Below are 20,003 nucleotides of genomic sequence, written 5' to 3' on the forward strand. Positions count from 1 at the left end.
TTATCCTCCTCCGTATGCCCTCATTGATTGAGGTGATGTATTTTTATTGATATTCTTCAACTCGCTTACTGCGTTCTGTAGTTCAACAACCGTTGCTGCAGTATTATTTTGGATATTGTTAAGTACGACTAACCCGTTGCTGGTCATTTCAACTATCTTACCCATTGATATAGTTTGGCTTTGTGATTCTTGTAAGGATCGCTTCGAAAGTTCAAATGTTGATCGAAAAAGACCAGTCAACTCGCTTGCGGTTGCTTCCGTCATTTCCTTTTGAATAGATCCTTTAAGACCTGACGATTTGGTATCACCTTCATATCCTATTAAACCCATTATCTCCTGGTACCGCTTATTGCCAGCTTCAGCAATAGCTTGGTATTGAGCTTTCAAGTTTTCTGACTCACTTTCCGTCAAGGTACCATCCGATAATGAGTCAGTAACTTTATCATACCATTCTTGAATACTTTGAGTCATCTTACCGTCTTGTACCAACCGCATCACTGCTTTTTGCATATGCTTATAGAATGAGTCGGATATATCTCCAAAAGTTAAATCAGCCTGAGAAAATAAACTTTCAAATTCTCCGCGTATATCATCTAAAGAAATACCGGACAAAGCTTCTTGTAAGGCGTCGGTCAATTCTTTTGTTTGGCCTTTTGCATCTATCATACTTTGCCCATACTTGCGCACTTCTTCCGGCAGTCTAGCCCACAATGTTGGCTGTTTTAATAGCAGATCCGACCATTCTTGACTAGTCATATTCAAAAGTTTTTGCCGACTCAATACATTACCCAGCTCTTTGTCATAGTTATACCAATTAGAGTGCTTAAATAAACTGGCGCCTTGGGAAAACCAAGCTTCAAGACTTTTTCTATTAGCGATCAGCTTTGAATTTACTAGATCAATAGCTTCTTTGTAAGCATCCATAGAGTCTTTGCCTGATTTCTGCGAAAACAGTTCCTTTTGTTTATCAATTAGGATATCGAATGTCTCCGATAGTGTATTGTAATAATCTTGCTCTTTTTTCAATTCCTCATTGCGTTTCTTAGACGCGCTGCTCAAAAAAGAAAATAAAGACTGGACAACAACTAATGCGGCCTGAATAACAGCAAGGATTACAGACGCTCTCTCCGCTGTTTTTATAGCGGAGGTAACCGCAACCGCTGCTACTGATAGAGCTGTCAATGAAGATAACGCAGTCGCCCCGACTTCCCCTATAGCATCTTTTAAAACTGATGCAGATTCAACAGCATTAGATATGAAGTCAAAACTGTTTTTTGTCGATTTAGAAAGGTTGACCCATGCCGTTTTTGTCTTCTCAGCAGCTTCTGCCGAATCGTTACCGGCATTGTTCATAATTACCTTAATTGATGATGCCAGTTGTGTAAACGGATTTTTCTCAATTAGGACGTTTTGAGCTTCTCGCAATTGACGTTTCAAGTTTTGAAGGTCGATTGGATCGAACTTGCCTTTCAGATCGTCGAACTTAGTTTCAATTGTTGAAATAAGATTTTCAATTTGTTTGACTCCCATCTCGTCCATACCGGAAAACAACGTTTCCCATTCAATAGAGCCAGTCAGTTCTTCAACGGCTACCTGAGAGGTGCTGCGTCCCTTTTGTTTATTAAGCAGTTTTTCGCGATCAGGAGTTAACTCGTTATTATCACGCAGGGATTTGATTTTATCTTGATAATCTTGCTCGATTGCAACCAATTTGTCATTTACAGTTTGTGCGGCTCTTAGCGCTTCGATCAATCCTTTGCTTTCTCGTTGACGCTTATTTTGATCTATTTCAGCGATACGGATGCTCAATTTCTTCAACGCTTCTTCCTCGGCCTGAGTAAACTTCATGGTGCTGACATACTGTGCGAGGTCTGCTGTCTTTTTCTTTGTGACCAAGCTATCGTAAGTAGCTCTTACATTTTGCTCATAATCTTTGAAAATAGCTAACTCTTTTGCATACCGCTTGTCAGCTGCAGCCTTTGAAGTTTGTTCCGCATAAGCATTATATTCGTCCAAGAACTTTTTCTGAGCATCAAACTGAGTTTCCGTTGCCTTCGTATTTTGTCTAATCTCTGCTTCACTTACTTCGAAATTTTCACTTGCGACTAGCCCAGACGTATTTACTTTTAAACCTTTGTTCTTGGGGTTTCTATAAAACTTGTCAACTTCTTCCCGTATTTTCGCATATTTATCCTTTACAGATGCAACTTCGGATTCATCACGGGAAAGTTGGTTCCTAGATGCCGTTTCGTTGATCTTGTCGATTTCTAGTTGAAGCGAGCGTTGACGCTCGGTGGCTTGGCGCAACTGTTCCGCTGCTCGTTCCGACTTTCTTTTATCTTTATCTGAAACACCAAAATCAATTTTAGAAGTATCAACATCAGTCTTCAAAAGGCTCCTCATTTTCTTTAAATTCTCCTCCAATACTGGATTAGCAAATGCTTTATTGAGGGAATTTTGCTTTTTTATCAATGCTTCCTGATTAGCAATCATTTTTAATTGCTCGGCTCTAGTCTTTTGTGAGAACTCAGCGAAAAACTTAGAATTATCTTCTGATGCCTTTTTAGAGTCGTTAGGGAAAATCCAATTTGAAACTTTATCAAATCCACCGCCAGTTGCCCAATCTACGGCACGACCCGGAACCGTCATTTTGAAACCAGTTGATATATATCGAAAAACACCTTCAAAGATGTTTGCAGAGTCTGCGATCTTATTGAATGCTTCCAGCATATCAGCTACATAACCGATTATTGCGACTGAGGTTTTTCCAATTGCTCCAGATCCATTTTCTATAGACAATACCAAGTTATCCCAGGCAATATTGATTCGCTTGATCTGATTAACCAATTTACTTGCCCCTGTTTCGAACTCCGCCTGCATAGCGCCGCTAGCGTTCTTGGCGGTGTTCATCGCATTCGTTAAAGTGTCATAACCAGTTGATGCTAAAGACGCAATAACTCTTTGATCCCGAACTGCTATAATACCAGTACGTTCCAGTGCTTCATTAACGGAGCCACCTGCTTGGTTAATTTTGTTCAAACCTCGAATGTAATCCATGAAGACACCGCTGGCATCAGTTTTAAAACGCTTTTGTAAATCAGATTGAGTGCCTCCGATAATTTTTAATAAATCATTTACACCTTTTCCAGATCTAGTCATTTTCTCGAACTGTCCGAGTGTACGTGAGAAAGTTGAACCGACAACCTCCGCTTCTAGACCTACTGCTTTCGTTGCTGTAGCGTATGCAAGTACGTCTTTACGGCCGATCTTATATAAACCAACGTTTTGCCCTATAGCTTCGGCATTCGTCAAAATCTCAGATTCGGTGGCCGCGAAGTTGTTACCAAGGTTTACAATCTCGTCTCCAAATTCTTTAACATTCTGGACGCCGCCATCAGTAAGGGTAAGGAGCCTAGCTATTTTTGTCGCGCCTTCCTCTCCGCGTATATCTGATGCGGTTTCAAGTTTTGCTAAAGCATCCGAAAATGCTAATAGATTGTCCCTGCCTTTAACTCCTAGTTGTCCCGCAACCTGTGAATATTCAAGGAGTTGCTTTGATTCTACCGTTTTCAAAGCTCGCGAAAGCTGTATTATGTCATCCGAATACTGTTGAAGCGCCTTGCCGGATAATCCTGTTGTTTTACTAACGCTCTTTAGGCCGTCATCAAATTGGATAACAGTATCTTTGTTAGCCTGGAATAGTGCGAACAGTCCGCCAATGGTAGCAACTGCGGCTCCAATTTGAGTAGAGACAAACGCCACCAAGTTTTTGAATGCACTAGTAATACCGGCTCCAATTTCTTTAAATATCCCTGGTTTACCAGCAATATCATCGATCGATGTCCCGAACATCGCAAGCTGACTATTTACACGGCCAACAATTGGAATAATGTTATCTAAAGCAGCAGCATAGTTTCCGACATTGCGTTGATGAAGACCAAGGCTTGCGTCAATCTTTTTAATACCCTTATCTAGGTACTGAGTTTGGGCAACAAGGTCTTTTGACTGGTTTTCCAACAGCTCATACGCTGCACTATTCTTAAGCCCCTGGCGCTCCAACTTGAACATTTCGGCCAAGACATCTTTAGCTTCTTTACGGACACTTCCTAGGGCTTTATTGAGCTGGTAATACTCGCTACTTTCCTTTTCAAGCTGCTTTCTTCTCTTTTCTGCAGCTTTAGCGGCTTTTTCAGCTTCACGTTCAGCGTCCTTACGGGCTTTCTCAGCTTCCTTTACCGCTTTTGTTGCTTCTCGTTCCGCTGCAGTTGCTTTACGACGTTCCTCGGCTTGTTCTTTAAGCAGTCGGTTATACTCCTGCATTTCAATCTGACCTTGTTTATATTGGATATTTAATTCCTTTTCTGTTTGGGTCAGATCTTGCGCGGCGGCCTTCTTTTCTGCTAAGGTTGCCTTATGCTCTTGTTCAATTTGCTTTAAAAGATTTAGTTCGCCTATTTCCTTCGAGCGTTCCTCACGTAGGCGGCGAATAGATTCAATATTATCTAATTGGGCTTGTTTGAGCTTCTTTTGCTCATCACTTAATTGACGGATAGCACCCGTTGACCTTTTTGCATCACCCGATCCGTCAACGTTTAGTCCGCCTATGGATGCGGTTTTGCTTTTTACCTTTTCGAGATTATCAAGTACCCTTTTTAACCCCTTTTCCGTCTTATCGAAATCAATGATACTTTTCGTCTTCGATTCCCCACTTTTTAAGAATGCCCAAAGATCATTTAGCTTCTTTTTGGCCTCGCTATCATCAACTGTGACTTTGTAATTAATTTCTGACATAATATTTGTTGCTCAATATTTATCAGTAAAAATAATTTTATAAAAGCCTATATTACATTATATTGATTTATATTACCTAAACCTTTTATTAAAGTTTAGAAAATAAAAAAGGATGCTCTCAATTAGGGCATCCTTTAGCAAAAAAGCCTGATTAATACTAAATTACACGCTTATCTACGACGTACAACCGTTCAATATTATCAAATTCAATATCGAAATCAGGGAAGAAGAATTTGTTCTTATTTAAGCTGCGCAAAGTGAGTCGATCTGAATTGTCAGAAATAGATAGGAGGGATTTAACAAATATCTCGCCGTCTTTCATCACGAAGACACAAGAGTAATGAATTAGGTTTGGCAACTGATCATTCCAATCATCTTTTGGTATTTTTGTACAGTGAATTGTTGAGCCATTCGGTATAGCATTATAAATGCTTCCGTTATCCATACTTTCGCCGTACACATCAAAGATGTAAACTGTTCTTCTACCATTTGCATTTTTAATGGCGATATCTAAATTATTAGTGTTGCTGGGGGTAATTGTTTTGTTTGGCATTTTTATAACAATTTTGATTAATTAATATTTTTTCTATCCGGTCTATGCTTGGTTTATACACATTTCTTTTCTAATTCTAATAGACGATTCCATAGGTCAGTTAGGAAACTGGAAAGATAACCTATCTTATTAAGCATCGTTATTGCAGCGTCGATCTGATCACGATTATTAGCGTCTCTTTCTTCAATTAACGTGTAGATAATGTCATTGTCATTATCATAATTGCATTCATTGTTATACCAGTGAGCTTTGTAGATAAGATCACGAAGCTGGGTAACTTCGTCGTGAGTTAGTGAGAGGTTTACGCAATTTGGCGCTTCATTTGGTGTTGTTTTGTTTGGCATTTTAGACAAATTATCCGGCAACAAAAAAGCCCTGCCGTATGGGTCGCCAAACAAAACAAAGTCAGCACAAGGCTGGAAATTGTAACCACACGGACAGAGCAAGGTCTGTATATTTTACCAATACCTAGTAATGGTATATATGTCTGTTTTGAAGAAATTTTTAAAGCTCTTCTGACTTTATTTTGTTTGGCATTACTAATATACAAAATTCAGCAACACATAACAAATAAATTTGATGCAAATATATAATATTTTTTTTATCGAAAAACAGGGAAAACCGTATTGAAATATAACAAATTATACAGCTGTACATGTATTTAACGCATCTACCTAGTTACTAGCTCTATAGCTTTTCTAAACAAAAGAGAATTTTTCTTTTTGATATCCAAATTCTCTAAAGTTTTGTAGGAATTATTAAGTCTTGCAGATATTAAGTCATTTTTAAGTATTGTGTTGACATTTTCTTTTGATAAATCATACTCAATCTCTGCTCCAGGAACGCCGCTCAGGCGCAAACCTACAGCACCTTTTCCGATACTTGAATAAATATTCTCCCTTGGGTATAGCTCGATGACTTCACCGTTAGAAAACTTCAAGAAAAAGGGTTGATCTGTACGGACTTCAAAATCTTTTCCATCATCGATGATGACTTTTATTGATAATGAAACATCATTATTAATTCGCGAGAATTTGAATGCAACAGAGGATGATAAGAACAACTTACTGTCAGAAAAAAGCGTTTCATATTTAGTTGACGTAACGGATTCGTTAGTAAATGGCTCTATATTCTTTTTATCTAACTTTTGAGCTTTAACTGCTCCAATGGATGCAAAAGCAAACAGCACATAGATTAATCTTTTCATAAAAAATCGTTTAAAACAAACTTAAGGAAAAGTTAGGAGAAAGAAAAAAGGGTAGCCAAACAATAGCTACCCTATGGGCGCGGTTTAATCGTCAAACCGTATTTGTCCCATAATAGACATTATTTCCAACGCGCTTTGAAAATCAATGTTTTGGTAAACTTGGCCTACCGCATCTTTTATTTGCTCTACTGTCCAGGTTTCAACAATACCGCTTGCGACTTGTTTTGTTAAGTAAGAGGGAACCGCGCAAGCTGTGACAACCATATCAACGTATCCTGCCAAATTACCATCAATGACTGTCATTAACTCATTCGTCTCTTTGCTTTTCAATACAATACCAGCGTTTACCAATTGGCAAATCTCTAGAGTAGTTTTTCCAGAGTAAGGGCGGAGATTAAGCGTTATGCTCTTTCTCCACCCTAAACGAACACGAAACCACTCAATCACACTATATTTTGATTTTATATTTATCTTTCCTAATTCCATTGTTAATCACTTTCTTTACTCATTCCGTTAAACAAATCCCACATATCAACCTCTTTACCTTCTTCAGGTTTACCACCGCCGGAATCTTCGGGGCGCGAAGCGGACAATACCGAGCAATACATCAACAAATTCGTATAAGACATGTTCCATTTAAGATCATATTCATTACACCCTTTGAAGGATACCATCGCATTAACTAATAAAGCCCAAAAAGAGTTTGACCCCGGGTAAGCCGTGGCATCTTTTGAATGCTTGAACTGGAAATGCTCCGATAGCTCCCGAAAACTAACCTTAGCCAGTATTTCCCTCAGAGCAATTAAGATATCCGGCAAGCTGAGTTGAGTATATACCGCATCGACGATTATAGGATCAATAGGCTTTGGGGAGTTCTGACACGCTGCTGCGATAACCTTAGAAAGACGGTACAACGAATTTATCAAAATCTCAATAGACGCATTCCGAACGTCTAATTCAGTGGTGCTGGATGCCAACGTCTTGATTAAAGGTGATACTGGATCCAAAAGTAAGCATATACGCTCCATACAGCCCAGTGATATTGACTCCAATACTAACTCATGCCGATACTCGTTGCCCTCGGTATCGGTAAGCTGTACGGAGCCAATGATCACCGGCTCGTCAACAAAGGTCGCTGCTATTGCTGCTCGTTGCATATCACTATTGCTCTTGACTTTCTAATACTTTCCCATTATCGTCTACCCATTCGCAAGCATGCTGATCAACCGCAGCATTGTAACAGGCCCTAAACCCTTTGCCGGGAAACAAAACTTTCCATGGTCGGTTAATGAGTTGCCTTGACTGGTCTAATAATTCCCATATCTGAAAAAGGCGTTTTTCAAGTTCTATTATTTTGGAAATGGTATAATCGGTTAATGTAGGATCGGACGAGTTATTGAAATCAATATCTATTAAAATATTCATCAATCGTTGATCCTTCAATAAGTCGGGATTGACGGAGATATCCCAAATGAATTTCTTCAATTGCCCGATCTGTTTTTCTTGCTGCTTGACCAGCTCTAAAAGTTCACTATTCATTGCTTTTTCACTTAAACCGATAACAATAACCGATAACAAATAAATGATAAATGTAATAAAGTAAATTAAACGATGTTTTTAGTACGCCTATCGGGTTTCGGAATCATATTTTCTTCGTGGCATTTCGATCAAAATAGGCTGATGACTAACCGCAGGAAAATCTGTTGAGATTTGAGTTTTGCCGGTTTTAATCCTTTCTTCTAAGATAGGCTTGATTTCGTCTGCGCTTATGTAATATTGACTGTCAAACTTCTCCATTTTGATTTTACCTTTGTTCCTCCATGCGTAAAGCGTCGTGCGCTCAATGTTAAGCATGCGACTGGCTTCTTTGGTGCTATAAAACTTCTGTTCCATATAGCTAAGGTAAATACATAATATCTTATATTATAATATAGTATAATACAATATCTAAACCTTTACATAAAGTTTAGATATTAACATTTTAAAAAATAGGGGATCGTATTTCACGACACCCTATAAGCGTCACACGCGTTATGATGTTGGAAAATTCAATCTGTCAATTTCTTAATATTATCGCTAATATAATTGCTTGTTGGTAACCCGAATACTTTCTTTTCTTCGTTGTCCGCCCTATATCTCAAGTAAGAAGCAGCATTTAGAATAAGATGGATTTCGGGGTACCCTCGATCGCGAATCTCCTGTAAGGTCTCTATATGCCTATTCTTGATAAGTAATTCCAAGAAGAAACGATAATTATCAGTGCCTTGCTCAATGATACAACCACCGGCATACCATTTGCATTTGTCAAAATCTATATCTCGGCTATTCATGGCATGGGAAACAATACAAAACCATTATCACTATTGTATTTTACAAAATTCAAAGGATGATTTTTTATTTCCAGACTTTCCCCTTCATTGATTATTTGAATTGGTTGATCAGGAAATGATCTAATCTTTCTTAATGGCTCTGTGAAGCCAAATTCAATCAAAGAAATTAAGCATTGCTTATATTCTTCCGTTTTCGGGTTAATTGTTCTCATTATGTCAATTGTGCATGATTAATAACTGGATAGCCAAGCTTTCTAGCGATCATTTTAGCATCCTCGCTATATAACATTACTAATACGATAGGGGCTCGATGCGGTGGATTTATCAAATTTAAGTCAATGTACGATGCTCCGTCAAACACGATATCCAAATCTTTTTCTTTGTTCTTGCCGAATACTTTCAATGCTTCGATATCTAAATTGATTAAGAACTCTTTTTTAAAATCAATGTAAGCAGGGGAGTCATTGTCCGCATGCCAGCCAATCAGCTTATCATCGAATCCTAAAATAGTGCAAAAGCCGGGCAATCTATAAAAGTGATAGACAAATGAACCATCTTCTGTTTTGCGGATACTTTCTATAGTTCCGCGCTTTATTTCTTCAGGAGAAATCCCTGCGCCATTACTAATTTCTTCATGTATTCTCATCTTCTTCCAAAATTTGATCTATCAATGTGTTTAATTGCGTAGCATTCAACTTTTCCAATTTTGAATTTGATTCAACCTTGGCATCAATTGTTGTAGATTGTAATGTTGGAATAGCGTACTTCATCATTTTGTCCATAAACAGGATTTTATCTTTGTCATCCAATCTATCCCAAATTTCATAAACTTCGTTCCATTTGTTTTTCAGAAATGCGTCAATTCCACCTCTCAAATCCGTTGTCACTTTGTTGGGAACTCCCTTTGGTCTTCCATTGGGATTGTTAGTTTTTCCTTTTACTGCCATATTCTGTATTTCTTTGTTGTTTTCAAAAATTACTACCTCTATTCACCTTTGAAATTTTCGATATAAGTGTCTTTTCTTCTGTCTTTGCCGAACCATCCGGTTTTCTTTATCCAATACTTTGAACCATATTTTAGAAACACTTCAACTATTGATCTATCAACATGATCTTGATTGAAAGGAAGCTGATAATCATAATTGTAGATAAGATTCTCTATTGCTTTATTCGCTATTGCGTTTAGCATATTAAATGATCGGTAATTTTTATTTAAGACAAAAAATGCTCTACGCATAACATATCTTTTAAACCCTTCCTCGCAAGACTGCATCTTCTTTCTTTCATCTGAAACTTTCTTATTCATAAAATCAATGCTCCATTGATCTTCAGTATTCACTTTTACTTTCTTACTACTCATAAATCACATTATTTAATTTATCCAATATTCTGTTTGCTTTTTCTTCTATATCTGCATAATGCTGGTACTGAAATACCGCTGTAGTTATTTTCTGGCTGATAGCTCCCTTAGTAACACCTTTTACACGGGCCATTTCCCCAACCAAGCCATGAGTCACCCTCGAATTGTCTACTATGGTATTCGGAGAATACTTCAATAAACAGGCACAAATAAATATATTAGTCCGCTGCTCATACATACCAGAGAAGAACCAAGCTAGGTCAACAAGGGTATTATTTATGCTCCCTACATCTGTCGCTTTTATTTTCGCATAGACGTCAGGGTGTCTTTTTTTTAGTATTTCGATCATTTGTTTATCTGTCATTTTTCTTGGTTCCAAAAAATCTATAAAAAACGCCTAAAACTTTTTTTATACAGGAAATAAAAATCATTTTGTTTTTAACCCCACTGTTTTTAGCGTATATTTTAATCATCATTCTTTTTTTATTTTCTGTTGAGTTTTAAAGAAAATACTTTGGTTTTTTGGAACCATCCTAAAAATATTGCTTTAAACATATTTAAAGGCTGTTTTTAGGTTCCAAAAAAAAACCAAATTGTTCCAAAAGAAGCTTAAGGTTCCAAAAAATCTTGCTCTATAAACTCATATATCCAATTTTTTTCATTTTTTTGATTGTTCATCCCTTTGCGTTTATTGTAGGAAAATTCAAATCCTTTTTTCTCTGCGAAATAGGAAATGAGTTCGTAAATTGAAAAAGATGAAATTTTTTGGAACCGATTTTGGAACTGATCAAGGTATGATGCTATCTCATCTTTTAGATTTTTAACGAAACCCATCGGACGATCGTCGATTAGTTCATCAGTAAAGTCACTGATTCTCTCAAATAAGTCCTCACCATATTTTAACACTAATTGTTTGTACTGCCCACCTTCTGACAACACAACTTCGTCGATCTGTCCATCTTGTTGTAAATGATATTGGATACATTCAATTATCACTTCATCATAGCTCATCCAATCCTCTGCGGTAAAATCGTCAGGAAACATTTTCCCGTGTACTTTTTTGACACCGCCGTTTTTTGTGTAAAAAGGTGTAAACTCTATAGGCCTTGCTCTACGCTTAAGCCCTCCGTCGGATATATCATAAGAAAAATTAGTAGACGCAACAAACTTTGGTGATAATTCGAATGGTATACTGCTTTCGTCCTTGTATAGCTTTTTGATAGTCATGTTATCAGAAACAGGGTTCTTAAGCATTGGCCAGTAAAAATTCTTTCGAAGATCTGACATAACGAAAATATTTTGGCCGTTCCAAGACTGCAGCATCTTTTCGTCAGTTTTTACTATAGCCCCATCAACCTCATGCACGGTTGTAGTCCAGCTAAGAGACCCTGTAAATACATTCTTTCCGGATCCTCCGCCGTCTTTAATATTGGGTACTTCCTCCGTCAATATTATAAGGTAGGCTCTATCCTTTACTTTTTTCTTGTGGGCAAGGTAGCCCAAGCAATTTTTCACATGGTCTGTGTACCTAGTGGCGTTGGTTAGATAAGTTTTATAAAGGTCGGAACTGGGTTGATCGAAATAATATTCTCGCTGCTGTATCTGAGAATCAAAAACAAATAGATCCTGACCTTTTAGCCATTCATAATCCAACTGTTTGACTCCATCGGCAGATATTGCCAGGATACAATTAGTGTAGCATTTATAAGCTACGCTTGCTTTGTCAGCTAATATATATTTCATATCCAGCCTTGGTAGTCGGCTCCTAATATACTTTACTTTTGTGCTTAGCTTTTCTTCGATAGCATTGAATATATCGTCCAGCAGGTTACCATCTTCAATTTTCACATAATCACGTAGACTATCAATCAGGTTATTTAGTTCATCTTCGCAATTAGACACAATACGGGTGTCAAAATTGAATTTGCATAGTCTGCCTAAATGGTCACAAAATCCCAACCCTTTGAGGACAAAAATAACATCGCTCAAATGGATGCTTATGCCGTCATCTATTTTCCAAAACTCACCAAAAGGATGGGCAATAATACTTTGCTGAATACCTGTATTGATTTCGTTTTTACCTCCTTCACTAAGATTGGCTGGGCCATTGATCTTTTTATTTACAGCTTGGGCAATAATCTTTTTTTCGACAGCAGGTTTTATTTTACCATATCCGTTGTCAACAAGATACTTATATGCTTTTTTCTTATCCCCTGAAAATCCAAACTCAGCAAGCAGAGATGCCGGATTGTATCCGCGATTGCTGTCAAGGTCAGTAGAGCTAGTAAAAACAAAGAAAACACGTCTCTCATGGTTCCAGCTTGCAGAAACACCATCCTCTTTACCCGGACGTGTAAACCAAATAAAGCGTGCATTTTCACGAAGGAACTTCCAACCTTGCGATTCCATGAGCTGCACCGGATCACACTGGTTATTGAAATCCTCAAATGGATTGGTTGTATAATAGTCGTTTTGGGATTTTGTTGGCTGCGGTGTAGGAGCCACTTTAACCACTTCGTTGTACGTCCGACATAAATTGATTAAACCACAACGCTCTTCCCATGTAATTACTGGGATTGGCACATCTTGAACTACAGAATAGCCAAGGGATGGAGGGTATAAGAAATAACCACCTTCACCACGCGTCTCCAAGAAGTTCACCGTTTTGGTTGGGCGTTTCTTTCCGGCCTTTATTTGGTCTTTTACTTCATCATCGGTCGCAAAACGTCCAGCGAGCTTTAAATTTCCTTCAACGTCATGATCTTCGATTCTGTACATAACATGCCTACCTCCTGAAGGTGTAGCATGAATACGTAATTTAGGAAATATCTCAGGATACAATTTTTCAAAATCCTTTAATAGCAAGGCTTCTATACCGGGCTTATACTTGCTATCAATATCTATAAGCTCTAAACGGCCTGATATTTCACCACACACAACCCCGATAGCTGTAGTATCATATTGGTTCATTGCTTCCCATAACTCAGCTTCGGTCATGCGTTCGGTCTGTTGGGGCTTCCAAGAAACCATACACGGCGATTTAGCTTTTTTATCCCCGTGATCTTTATCTCGAACGGGAATTAAAGATATACCATCGGCCAACAAAAGTTTTATTTGGGGCCAAATATCTGATAGAGAAATATTGTTATTGTCAAGGTTGTTTTGTGTGTATGTAATGCTTTTTTGTGTATGTTCTACATTACCGTTCTGCATAATACATGAGTTATATCCATTTGTTATTCAATAATTTGCATAATTGGACATAAATCTTTATCTTAGCACTGTTATAGATTGTAAATAAAGAATTTGTCCAAAAGCTACTACCTGCATTAAGTAGCTTTTTTTTTATGCGTTGTTATTTAAATATTGATCTAAGTCCGACTTTCTAAATTTCAGGTTCCGACCTATGTTCGATTTTTTTAATTGACCAGAGCTAGCAAGTCTTGTGACAGTGTCAACATGTACTTTTAAATATGCTGCAGCTTCCTGGCGAGACATTAGACGATCGTCAATTGCGGAGTTCAATTGCTTTAAATCTGTTATTTCCTGCTTTAATTCCAAAATAGCATCATAGAGCGTTTGGAATGGGTTTGATACAATGTCATTCATAGGTTTAGTTTAAACTTTTGGCAAACGCTAATACTTCGTCTAAGTCGTATTTTATATTTCTTCCAATCTGATAAAATGGAATCCAATTCTTTTTGCGCCATTTGTATAATGTGGTCCGGTGAATATCCAGGATTCTGCATAATTCTGAATCGTCAATCAAATTTTTAGTTTTTTCTTTCATTTCTATTATCGTTTAATATTACTTAATCAACAAGACAAAAGTACCTTGAAGGGTTGGTGAAGGAAAATAGTCGTGGTTGTCATTCGTTCTGTGGACAACGTGGACTTTCCAGCAGAGTATTATCAATGTTATAAATATTTGGTATTACTAAGCTTACTTTTAATTTTAGCCAGTTTTTTATCGATATATTTTAGTCTTTTCTTAGCTTCTTCTTGGTCTGCTTTGCCTTGTATTACTTCTAAATATAAAACACCAAGAAGATGAAATAATTCGTTGTTTTTTTGTCTTATTGCTTTATTTGGCATCTTTGAGTGTGTTAAGTATTTTGTGTTATTATTTAATCAACATAACAAAGATATGTTCCGCATAGACTCAAAATTCCCCCATCTATACCCTGCGGTAAGTATGGAGGAATTTATTGTCTCACATAACGCTCCATAGCAAAAGCGTTATTAAAATGAGTGTTGAATTCCCATTATCTTTGAAAAAATAATGTTTGATATGCAATTAGATTATAAACTAGCGGCGATGCTTAAGGATGCTGCAAAATTAGGTGCTCAAGAGGCGCTAGTACAAGCGAATATTGTTCCTGGCTATATAGCCAAAAGTAAAGCATATAAACTATACGGAAGAACAAACGTTGACAGATGGATGCGTGAGGGAATCGTTCATTTCCATCAGGATATACCGAATGCTAAATGTCTATTGTTAGTAACAGACTTAGCTGCAGTGGCTGCATCACAGTCATTGGTGCAATATATTGCTTGGGATCAAAAGAGTTATAAAAAATGAGGAAGTTAAGAAGGATTTTGTAACTCGGCCTTTTTTTATTTTATTAAAACCAAACGTTATTCGATATTGTATTATATGTACTTTTCTAAGTAGGTAGTATTTAACAAACCTTGAGATCCCTCCCAGACTCAAGGTTTTTTTATTTAGCAAAACAATTCTAAATATTACTTGTTATACAAATTCTCAATAATAGGTAACTATAAAACATGTCTAGGTCGAGATTCTCAGTCTCGGCCTTTTTTTTAAACAAAAGTGGAATTAGATTTGTACTATAGATACTTTTCAAAAATATAGGTTAATAATGGCTAAAGCCTTGGGTTCCCCACTCAAGGCTTTTTTAATTTTTATCAAACCAAGAGTATTTTGCTTTTGTCCACTGATTGACGATCCATCAAAGTCTATCAGTTCAGTTGGTTGATTTATTTGTATGGTCAGGTTTAAGGCCTGGCCATTTTTCAATGTATATCCCGGTCCAGTACGGATTTAATTATAATTTAGTTATGGCTGGTCGTGAGATCAGCCTTTTTTTATAACGTAGGAATTTCCCCTGATTCGATCATCTCAATCATTATATCCGCTTCATCCCGGGATAACCATGAATTGTTGTTGAAATGAACGCGCCAGCCTTCGGTGGTGTAAGAAATACTTGTTATAAAGTATCTATTGATGTACACATGAAAATAGCCGCCCATGAGTGAGGTAATCTCCAAAACCTGTGGCTCACCATCGACTTCAAAGTTATCGAATATCATCCTTTATCCACTTTAATTCGCCACGTTGGATCATACCAATGTACTTTTGAACGTGGTCGTCGGTTAATAAGCTGTTATCTTCAATATGATAATCAAAAGCCTTTGAATACTTATCATAATCGATGCTGCCAACATAGGAGTTGTTTAGGTAGATATGCCAAAGGCTATATTTCTTCGCTCTAACTTCCACAATCTGGCGCTTGCCTTGGTGATAGAATAGCTCAGGCACATCAGTATCAAAGCGAAGTATAAGAGCGTCGATACAAGCTTCCTTTATATCGTCGGCAAGTTCACCGTATGCTAGTTCCCAAAACCCTTGAGACTTCCTGAAAACATAAAAAGCAAGACCATTTTTGTTGTAAAGATGATAATCTTTCATGCCCATGCTTTTATCATGCACAGTCATTTGGACGTAAATTACGCGATTTCGGCAATAGACTTCAAGAGGTTTCATGATGTAAAATTACTAACATTTTTAGTATTTTGTCAAGAATAATTTTAAATTTGAATTATGGAAATAAGCAAACAACCACCTGAAGGATATGTAAATCACGTAAGGGAGTCGGCGTTACTGGCGGCTCAAAATGTTGGAATTGAGACTGGTGCAAAGATACTTGAAGAAGGATTAAAGCAGTGGCCTGACGAACTTGAAGCCGCTATAAAATGGGTTGTGAAGGAGAGAATAAAAAAGCTTAAATAGCGTCCTGAATGTCTGGACGGTTGGTGTCACCTTTGGCTCCGGTTACACGGAAAACTTTATGCGCTCCAAGCTCACCTTCATAAGGAATCATTAGTTGCTGAACGTCTTCCTTGGTGCTAGCGTTTAGCCAGGCATCGCGACGATCGGGAGGTATGATTAATGGCATTCTCTTTTTCTCATTATGGATCTCCTCGAGTAAGGGATTGGCAGCTGTCGTGATAACTGAAAAGGTCGGATAGACATTGTTAGTCTCGTAATCTTTGAAATTTGAATATACAACACCGATAGTGAAAATTTCCTTTGTTGGTGTGTATATGTAATAGTTTTCAGTTTCTTTTTGACCAGCAACTTTATGAGGTTCGTAAAAGCCATTGACGTAGAGTAGACCACGGGTTTTGCCGATGTAGTTTTTATATGAAGCCTTTTCAAAAATAGATTCTGATTCGGCGTTCAATGTGTTAGCGTATTTGGCTGCATCATCTTCAGTTTTTACCCAAAAAGGGATAAGCTTCCATCGTGCAGCAACAATGCTGTCTTGGCTCTCGTTTAGTGTCACAGGGAGGTATGGCCGAGTAAATCCGCTGACATGGAATATCTCTTCATTTTGGTAATGAACGTTTTTTCCTTGTAAAGCGTCTACTAATTGCTTGGTGCTCGGGGTCGAAGTATGGTAACACATAATTTCTTATATTTACTTAAAAGTACAAATAAAATGCGATTTGCAAAGGTTAGTCATTCGGTATTGAAAGAACTTCAGAGCAAAGGGTACAATGTCCTTATTGCCCCAGCCGATTGTGAAGACAACAGTAATGTCACATGGAAGGCTATCGCGGTACCTAATGTTATGGATTGGCTGGTTGCTTTGGATTGTGAAGGTGTCACGGCCGTGCCATTCCAAGAACCGAATATTTTAGTTATTGAAGATGCATTGAACAATATACGTGATGAGGACCTATTTGGAAGCGTATTTATAGAATTTTAGATTATGAAAACATTGCAACAATACTTTAACGAAGTCGGAGAGTACGGCCGAAAGCTTTATTTAAGAAACGAAGCTATCCGCACAGGAAAATGGGATTTATACGAAGCGACTGTAAGGAAAGAATTTCCAGACGTTGCAGATGAAGAGATAAGAGAAGCCAAGGAGGCTGGAGAAAGAGTTGTCCTAATGACCAAAGATAAGCTTAGGGAGTGGATTACTAAAAACAAAGTCAATATGATTACATCTGATTTATATGTGCTCGATGAAGGAACTATATTGGAGGGATCTGTCGAGTCTGCAGAAGCCCTGAAGTATGTTCTCGGTGATGGATTAGAAGATATTATCGAATGTCACGTTTCACCAATGGATGTGCTTAATTTGACTGATCATAAGATTTATTGGGTTGATCCAATAGTAAAAGCCTAGATTGTTAGTCTAGGCTTTTAAGTAGTTGCAAATTCAGCAAAATCTAAGTATAATCCTCCTTCATCTACCATTTTTGTTAATAACCCTATAAAAACAGAGAGGTCAAGAAATAAATTCGGATATGCTTTCTTTAAAGCCTCTAATGGGCCAGCTGATACTAATACTACATCATAAATTGAGGAAGCATTTGACTCGTACTCGGCATAATCATTAAGAGCTTTTTGATAGCTATCTCTATCATAGGCAATGACTTCACTTTTATTTTCATATTTATCTATTATTATTAAATGGTGTGAATAGCCAGTACCAGAATGGCCAAAATTAATGACAGAATTGAAGCCTCTAATTTTATCTAAAACTCCAATTTCTCTCTCCAGTCTGGCTATTTCTTGATAAGTTTCAGCTGTAGATAAGTGTGCAAATCTAGGAACTTTAGGTGTATTTTCTGTAATAGCAAATGCTGAAGAAACTAAAGCAAAAAAATCCAACCAATTTTCTTCGCCTTGACGAGATTTCAGTTGTTGTCCAATAATACTACCTACAGTTTCTACTGCTGTTGCCCATATGTGCTGTAATTTTGTTCTTATTTGAATCTCAATTTTTAAGCCATCAAAATTTTTGAATTTTTTATTATTGTATTTGTAAATTAAATGAACACTCCTATATCCATCTTCATTCCTTGGTCTATTTATATAATCGAAAATTGGTTCAACATGAGTATGTGGGAAATTGTGGTTTTTTACATACTTATCTACTAATGCATATACATCACTAATATCAGCTAGAATAGCTCTAACCCCAGCTATGTCTTGAAGCTGCGACAATCGCATATTTGGATATCTCACCAATTTATCAATAATAGTCGGCATACGTTTAAGTCTTTGTGCAACTAGTGGATTACCTTTGAATGATTTTAGTTTTGTTCTTAAAGTAGCCTGAAAAGTATTTAATGGGTACGCGTGGCATGCTCTCCACCTATTAGCCAAATCAATAGCATCTAAAAACATATCGAAATCATCAAAATCTAAAGTGTCATGACGGTAAGATGTAAGAAACTTTCCAGATTTATCAATCTTAGTTTTTGATTCAGTAGGAATAGGAGTATAAGCCATAATTGATAGGTTTTCCACGAATATATTTTTTTAGATTTAATTTTCAAAATAAAATTTAACAGGTATTTCTATCTCCTGGACCAACCCATAACGCTTTGCAAACTTGTATTGTGTGCTGTCTCTATGCTTTCCAGACTCAAAGAGCCTTTGATGGTATTACAGGACATACAGGCAGGGGTTAGGTTTTCAAAACAATCTCGTTCAGGGTATTGGCATCCACCATTTACCCAATCGCGAACAAGGGGTTCAATATGATCAGCGGCCCATCTTTGGCTTAGTTCGCATCCGCAATAAGCGCAGCGCCCCGAATACTTTAGTCGGAGCGCTTCTCTTTGTTGTTTGGTGAGATTGTCAGGACTAAGGCTGAGGGATCGGCAGCGGTGACAGCGAAAGAAAATACTGTGGTGAAGTTGAAAGGCGCTGGTTAGTCAGCGCCTTTTATTATTTCTCTTAAACTTTCTAAAGTAAAAAGATACTTGTTTCGATTTCATTGATTCAAGCCAATCTCCATCTTTTAAAAGAAAGAACTTTTCATAAAGTAATTTGTGAATTTCAAAATCATCAACGTCTGGACTTTCTTTTTTTATTGCTCGGAAGTAAATATTTGGCGCTGAAGATTCTTTGGCAATTCCATTATAACCATAGTCATCTACAAATTTATTAATTATAGACACATGATAATTATGATGAATAGAAAATATGTTTGCTTCGAAAGATATATAGTTGTCGAAGAAATCAATAAGTTCTTCATCATCTGATTGATTGAAAATTTTCAACGCTGTTTTACGAATTTCGAATAATTTTGGTTTTAAGTCATTGTAGTATTTTCCATATGAAAAAAAATTTATATATGATTTATATACCCCTGTCTCTCCTGTGGTAAAAATATCTGTTAAAATTTGCTTACTATGTTCTTTAACCAATTCAGGGTTGTACTGATCTAATCTTAGATCCTCTAGAGCTTTCATCGCATCTAAAGTGAATGAATAACCTTCCAAATCGATATCAAATATTTTCTCTTTTTTCCATTCATCTTTAGCTTCTTTAGCAATAAAATAAGTTTGGACAGCATAGTATACTCCTACCAATGCTACAAGCCCGGTTATAATAGATGTTATAATATCAAATAAATCCTTAAAATTAGAAGGTTGTAATAATTCCATAAAATACTTTGGCTAATTGTTAATTGGATATAATGGTGATATTGA

The 20,003-nt window shown here is 37.1% G+C and carries 26 protein-coding genes; 4 read left to right on the plus strand and 22 right to left on the minus strand.

Translation table 11 applies throughout. The features are described from left to right. The 16 genes from B4Z90_RS08270 to B4Z90_RS08340 form a co-directional block, all read right to left on the minus strand. Entirely contained in the window at positions 1-4,791 is a 4,791-nt protein-coding gene (locus tag B4Z90_RS08270) for a phage tail tape measure protein (RefSeq protein ID WP_286801893.1), read from the minus strand. A 157-nt stretch (positions 4,792-4,948) separates the two neighbouring features. Continuing rightward, the gene (locus B4Z90_RS08275; RefSeq protein ID WP_286801895.1) at positions 4,949-5,344 is read right to left on the minus strand and encodes a hypothetical protein; all 396 of its coding nucleotides are present in this window, start codon (positions 5,342-5,344) and stop codon (positions 4,949-4,951) included. 670 nt (positions 5,345-6,014) lie between these two features. Continuing rightward, complete coding sequence (locus tag B4Z90_RS08280) at positions 6,015-6,551, minus strand: hypothetical protein (protein WP_286801896.1); 537 nt, start codon at positions 6,549-6,551, stop codon at positions 6,015-6,017. An 84-nt stretch (positions 6,552-6,635) separates the two neighbouring features. Further along, on the minus strand, positions 6,636-7,037 hold the full coding sequence (locus B4Z90_RS08285; protein WP_286801897.1) for a hypothetical protein: 402 nt from the start codon (positions 7,035-7,037) through the stop codon (positions 6,636-6,638). A 2-nt stretch (positions 7,038-7,039) separates the two neighbouring features. Further along, positions 7,040-7,666, minus strand: a complete 627-nt coding sequence (locus B4Z90_RS08290) for a hypothetical protein (RefSeq protein WP_286801899.1) — start codon at positions 7,664-7,666, stop codon at positions 7,040-7,042. A 46-nt stretch (positions 7,667-7,712) separates the two neighbouring features. Next, complete coding sequence (locus B4Z90_RS08295; protein WP_286801900.1) at positions 7,713-8,090, minus strand: hypothetical protein; 378 nt, start codon at positions 8,088-8,090, stop codon at positions 7,713-7,715. Positions 8,091-8,177: 87 nt separating this feature from the next. After that, the gene (locus tag B4Z90_RS08300) at positions 8,178-8,444 is read right to left on the minus strand and encodes a helix-turn-helix domain-containing protein (RefSeq protein WP_286801901.1); all 267 of its coding nucleotides are present in this window, start codon (positions 8,442-8,444) and stop codon (positions 8,178-8,180) included. A 155-nt stretch (positions 8,445-8,599) separates the two neighbouring features. Continuing rightward, positions 8,600-8,881: a hypothetical protein gene (locus tag B4Z90_RS08305; protein WP_286801903.1), complete on the minus strand. Its 282-nt coding sequence runs from the start codon at positions 8,879-8,881 to the stop codon at positions 8,600-8,602. 211 nt (positions 8,882-9,092) lie between these two features. Continuing rightward, positions 9,093-9,527 (minus strand): hypothetical protein, encoded by a 435-nt coding sequence (locus B4Z90_RS08310; RefSeq protein ID WP_286801905.1) that lies wholly within the window; start codon positions 9,525-9,527, stop codon positions 9,093-9,095. Beyond that, on the minus strand, positions 9,514-9,828 hold the full coding sequence (locus B4Z90_RS08315; protein WP_286801906.1) for a hypothetical protein: 315 nt from the start codon (positions 9,826-9,828) through the stop codon (positions 9,514-9,516). The genes B4Z90_RS08310 and B4Z90_RS08315 overlap by 14 nt, the downstream gene beginning before the upstream one ends. Before the next feature lie 38 nt (positions 9,829-9,866). After that, positions 9,867-10,241, minus strand: a complete 375-nt coding sequence (locus tag B4Z90_RS08320; protein WP_286801907.1) for a hypothetical protein — start codon at positions 10,239-10,241, stop codon at positions 9,867-9,869. Further along, entirely contained in the window at positions 10,234-10,605 is a 372-nt protein-coding gene (locus B4Z90_RS08325) for a hypothetical protein (RefSeq protein ID WP_286801908.1), read from the minus strand. The genes B4Z90_RS08320 and B4Z90_RS08325 overlap by 8 nt, the downstream gene beginning before the upstream one ends. A gap of 245 nt (positions 10,606-10,850) precedes the next feature. Further along, positions 10,851-13,454, minus strand: coding sequence for a bifunctional DNA primase/polymerase (locus B4Z90_RS08330; protein WP_286801909.1), 2,604 nt, complete (start codon positions 13,452-13,454; stop codon positions 10,851-10,853). A 132-nt stretch (positions 13,455-13,586) separates the two neighbouring features. Further along, a complete protein-coding gene (locus B4Z90_RS08335) occupies positions 13,587-13,850 on the minus strand; it encodes a helix-turn-helix domain-containing protein (protein WP_286801911.1) in 264 nt (87 codons plus the stop codon). 4 nt (positions 13,851-13,854) lie between these two features. Beyond that, positions 13,855-14,031, minus strand: coding sequence for a helix-turn-helix domain-containing protein (locus tag B4Z90_RS25170; RefSeq protein WP_376746124.1), 177 nt, complete (start codon positions 14,029-14,031; stop codon positions 13,855-13,857). 128 nt (positions 14,032-14,159) lie between these two features. Beyond that, positions 14,160-14,336 (minus strand): hypothetical protein, encoded by a 177-nt coding sequence (locus tag B4Z90_RS08340; RefSeq protein WP_286801913.1) that lies wholly within the window; start codon positions 14,334-14,336, stop codon positions 14,160-14,162. A gap of 196 nt (positions 14,337-14,532) precedes the next feature. On the opposite strand from B4Z90_RS08340, the gene B4Z90_RS08345 reads away from it, so the two are divergent. Next, positions 14,533-14,823: a hypothetical protein gene (locus B4Z90_RS08345; protein WP_286801914.1), complete on the plus strand. Its 291-nt coding sequence runs from the start codon at positions 14,533-14,535 to the stop codon at positions 14,821-14,823. A 527-nt stretch (positions 14,824-15,350) separates the two neighbouring features. Here B4Z90_RS08345 and B4Z90_RS08350 read toward each other — a convergent pair. Both B4Z90_RS08350 and B4Z90_RS08355 read right to left on the minus strand, forming a co-directional pair. Further along, on the minus strand, positions 15,351-15,575 hold the full coding sequence (locus B4Z90_RS08350; protein WP_286801915.1) for a hypothetical protein: 225 nt from the start codon (positions 15,573-15,575) through the stop codon (positions 15,351-15,353). Next, positions 15,562-15,954: a hypothetical protein gene (locus B4Z90_RS08355; RefSeq protein ID WP_286801916.1), complete on the minus strand. Its 393-nt coding sequence runs from the start codon at positions 15,952-15,954 to the stop codon at positions 15,562-15,564. The genes B4Z90_RS08350 and B4Z90_RS08355 overlap by 14 nt, the downstream gene beginning before the upstream one ends. 132 nt (positions 15,955-16,086) lie before the next feature. Between B4Z90_RS08355 and B4Z90_RS08360 the strand changes: the two genes are divergently transcribed. Further along, positions 16,087-16,275: a hypothetical protein gene (locus tag B4Z90_RS08360; protein ID WP_286801917.1), complete on the plus strand. Its 189-nt coding sequence runs from the start codon at positions 16,087-16,089 to the stop codon at positions 16,273-16,275. On the opposite strand, the gene B4Z90_RS08365 is transcribed toward B4Z90_RS08360, so the two are convergent. Then, on the minus strand, positions 16,268-16,954 hold the full coding sequence (locus tag B4Z90_RS08365) for an SOS response-associated peptidase (protein ID WP_286801919.1): 687 nt from the start codon (positions 16,952-16,954) through the stop codon (positions 16,268-16,270). The two genes, B4Z90_RS08360 and B4Z90_RS08365, sit on opposite strands and share 8 nt — an antisense overlap. Before the next feature lie 33 nt (positions 16,955-16,987). On the opposite strand from B4Z90_RS08365, the gene B4Z90_RS08370 reads away from it, so the two are divergent. Next, positions 16,988-17,257 carry a hypothetical protein gene (locus tag B4Z90_RS08370; RefSeq protein WP_286801920.1) on the plus strand — a complete coding sequence of 90 codons (270 nt, stop codon included), beginning with the start codon at positions 16,988-16,990 and terminating at the stop codon, positions 17,255-17,257. A 3-nt stretch (positions 17,258-17,260) separates the two neighbouring features. Next, a complete protein-coding gene (locus B4Z90_RS08375; RefSeq protein ID WP_286801921.1) occupies positions 17,261-17,683 on the plus strand; it encodes a hypothetical protein in 423 nt (140 codons plus the stop codon). A gap of 17 nt (positions 17,684-17,700) precedes the next feature. Here the strand turns inward: B4Z90_RS08375 and B4Z90_RS08380 are convergent, their stop codons facing one another. From B4Z90_RS08380 to B4Z90_RS08385, 3 genes are read right to left on the minus strand one after another with little or no spacing between them, the layout of a single operon-like run. Beyond that, complete coding sequence (locus B4Z90_RS08380; RefSeq protein ID WP_286801922.1) at positions 17,701-18,813, minus strand: RelA/SpoT domain-containing protein; 1,113 nt, start codon at positions 18,811-18,813, stop codon at positions 17,701-17,703. Positions 18,814-18,863: 50 nt separating this feature from the next. Further along, entirely contained in the window at positions 18,864-19,193 is a 330-nt protein-coding gene (locus B4Z90_RS25175) for an HNH endonuclease (protein ID WP_376746125.1), read from the minus strand. A gap of 30 nt (positions 19,194-19,223) precedes the next feature. After that, positions 19,224-19,958: a hypothetical protein gene (locus B4Z90_RS08385; protein ID WP_286801923.1), complete on the minus strand. Its 735-nt coding sequence runs from the start codon at positions 19,956-19,958 to the stop codon at positions 19,224-19,226. Positions 19,959-20,003 lie beyond the last annotated feature (45 nt).

The organism is Sphingobacterium sp. UBA5639, from assembly GCF_002421245.1.
Lineage (GTDB): Bacteria > Bacteroidota > Bacteroidia > Sphingobacteriales > Sphingobacteriaceae > Sphingobacterium > Sphingobacterium multivorum.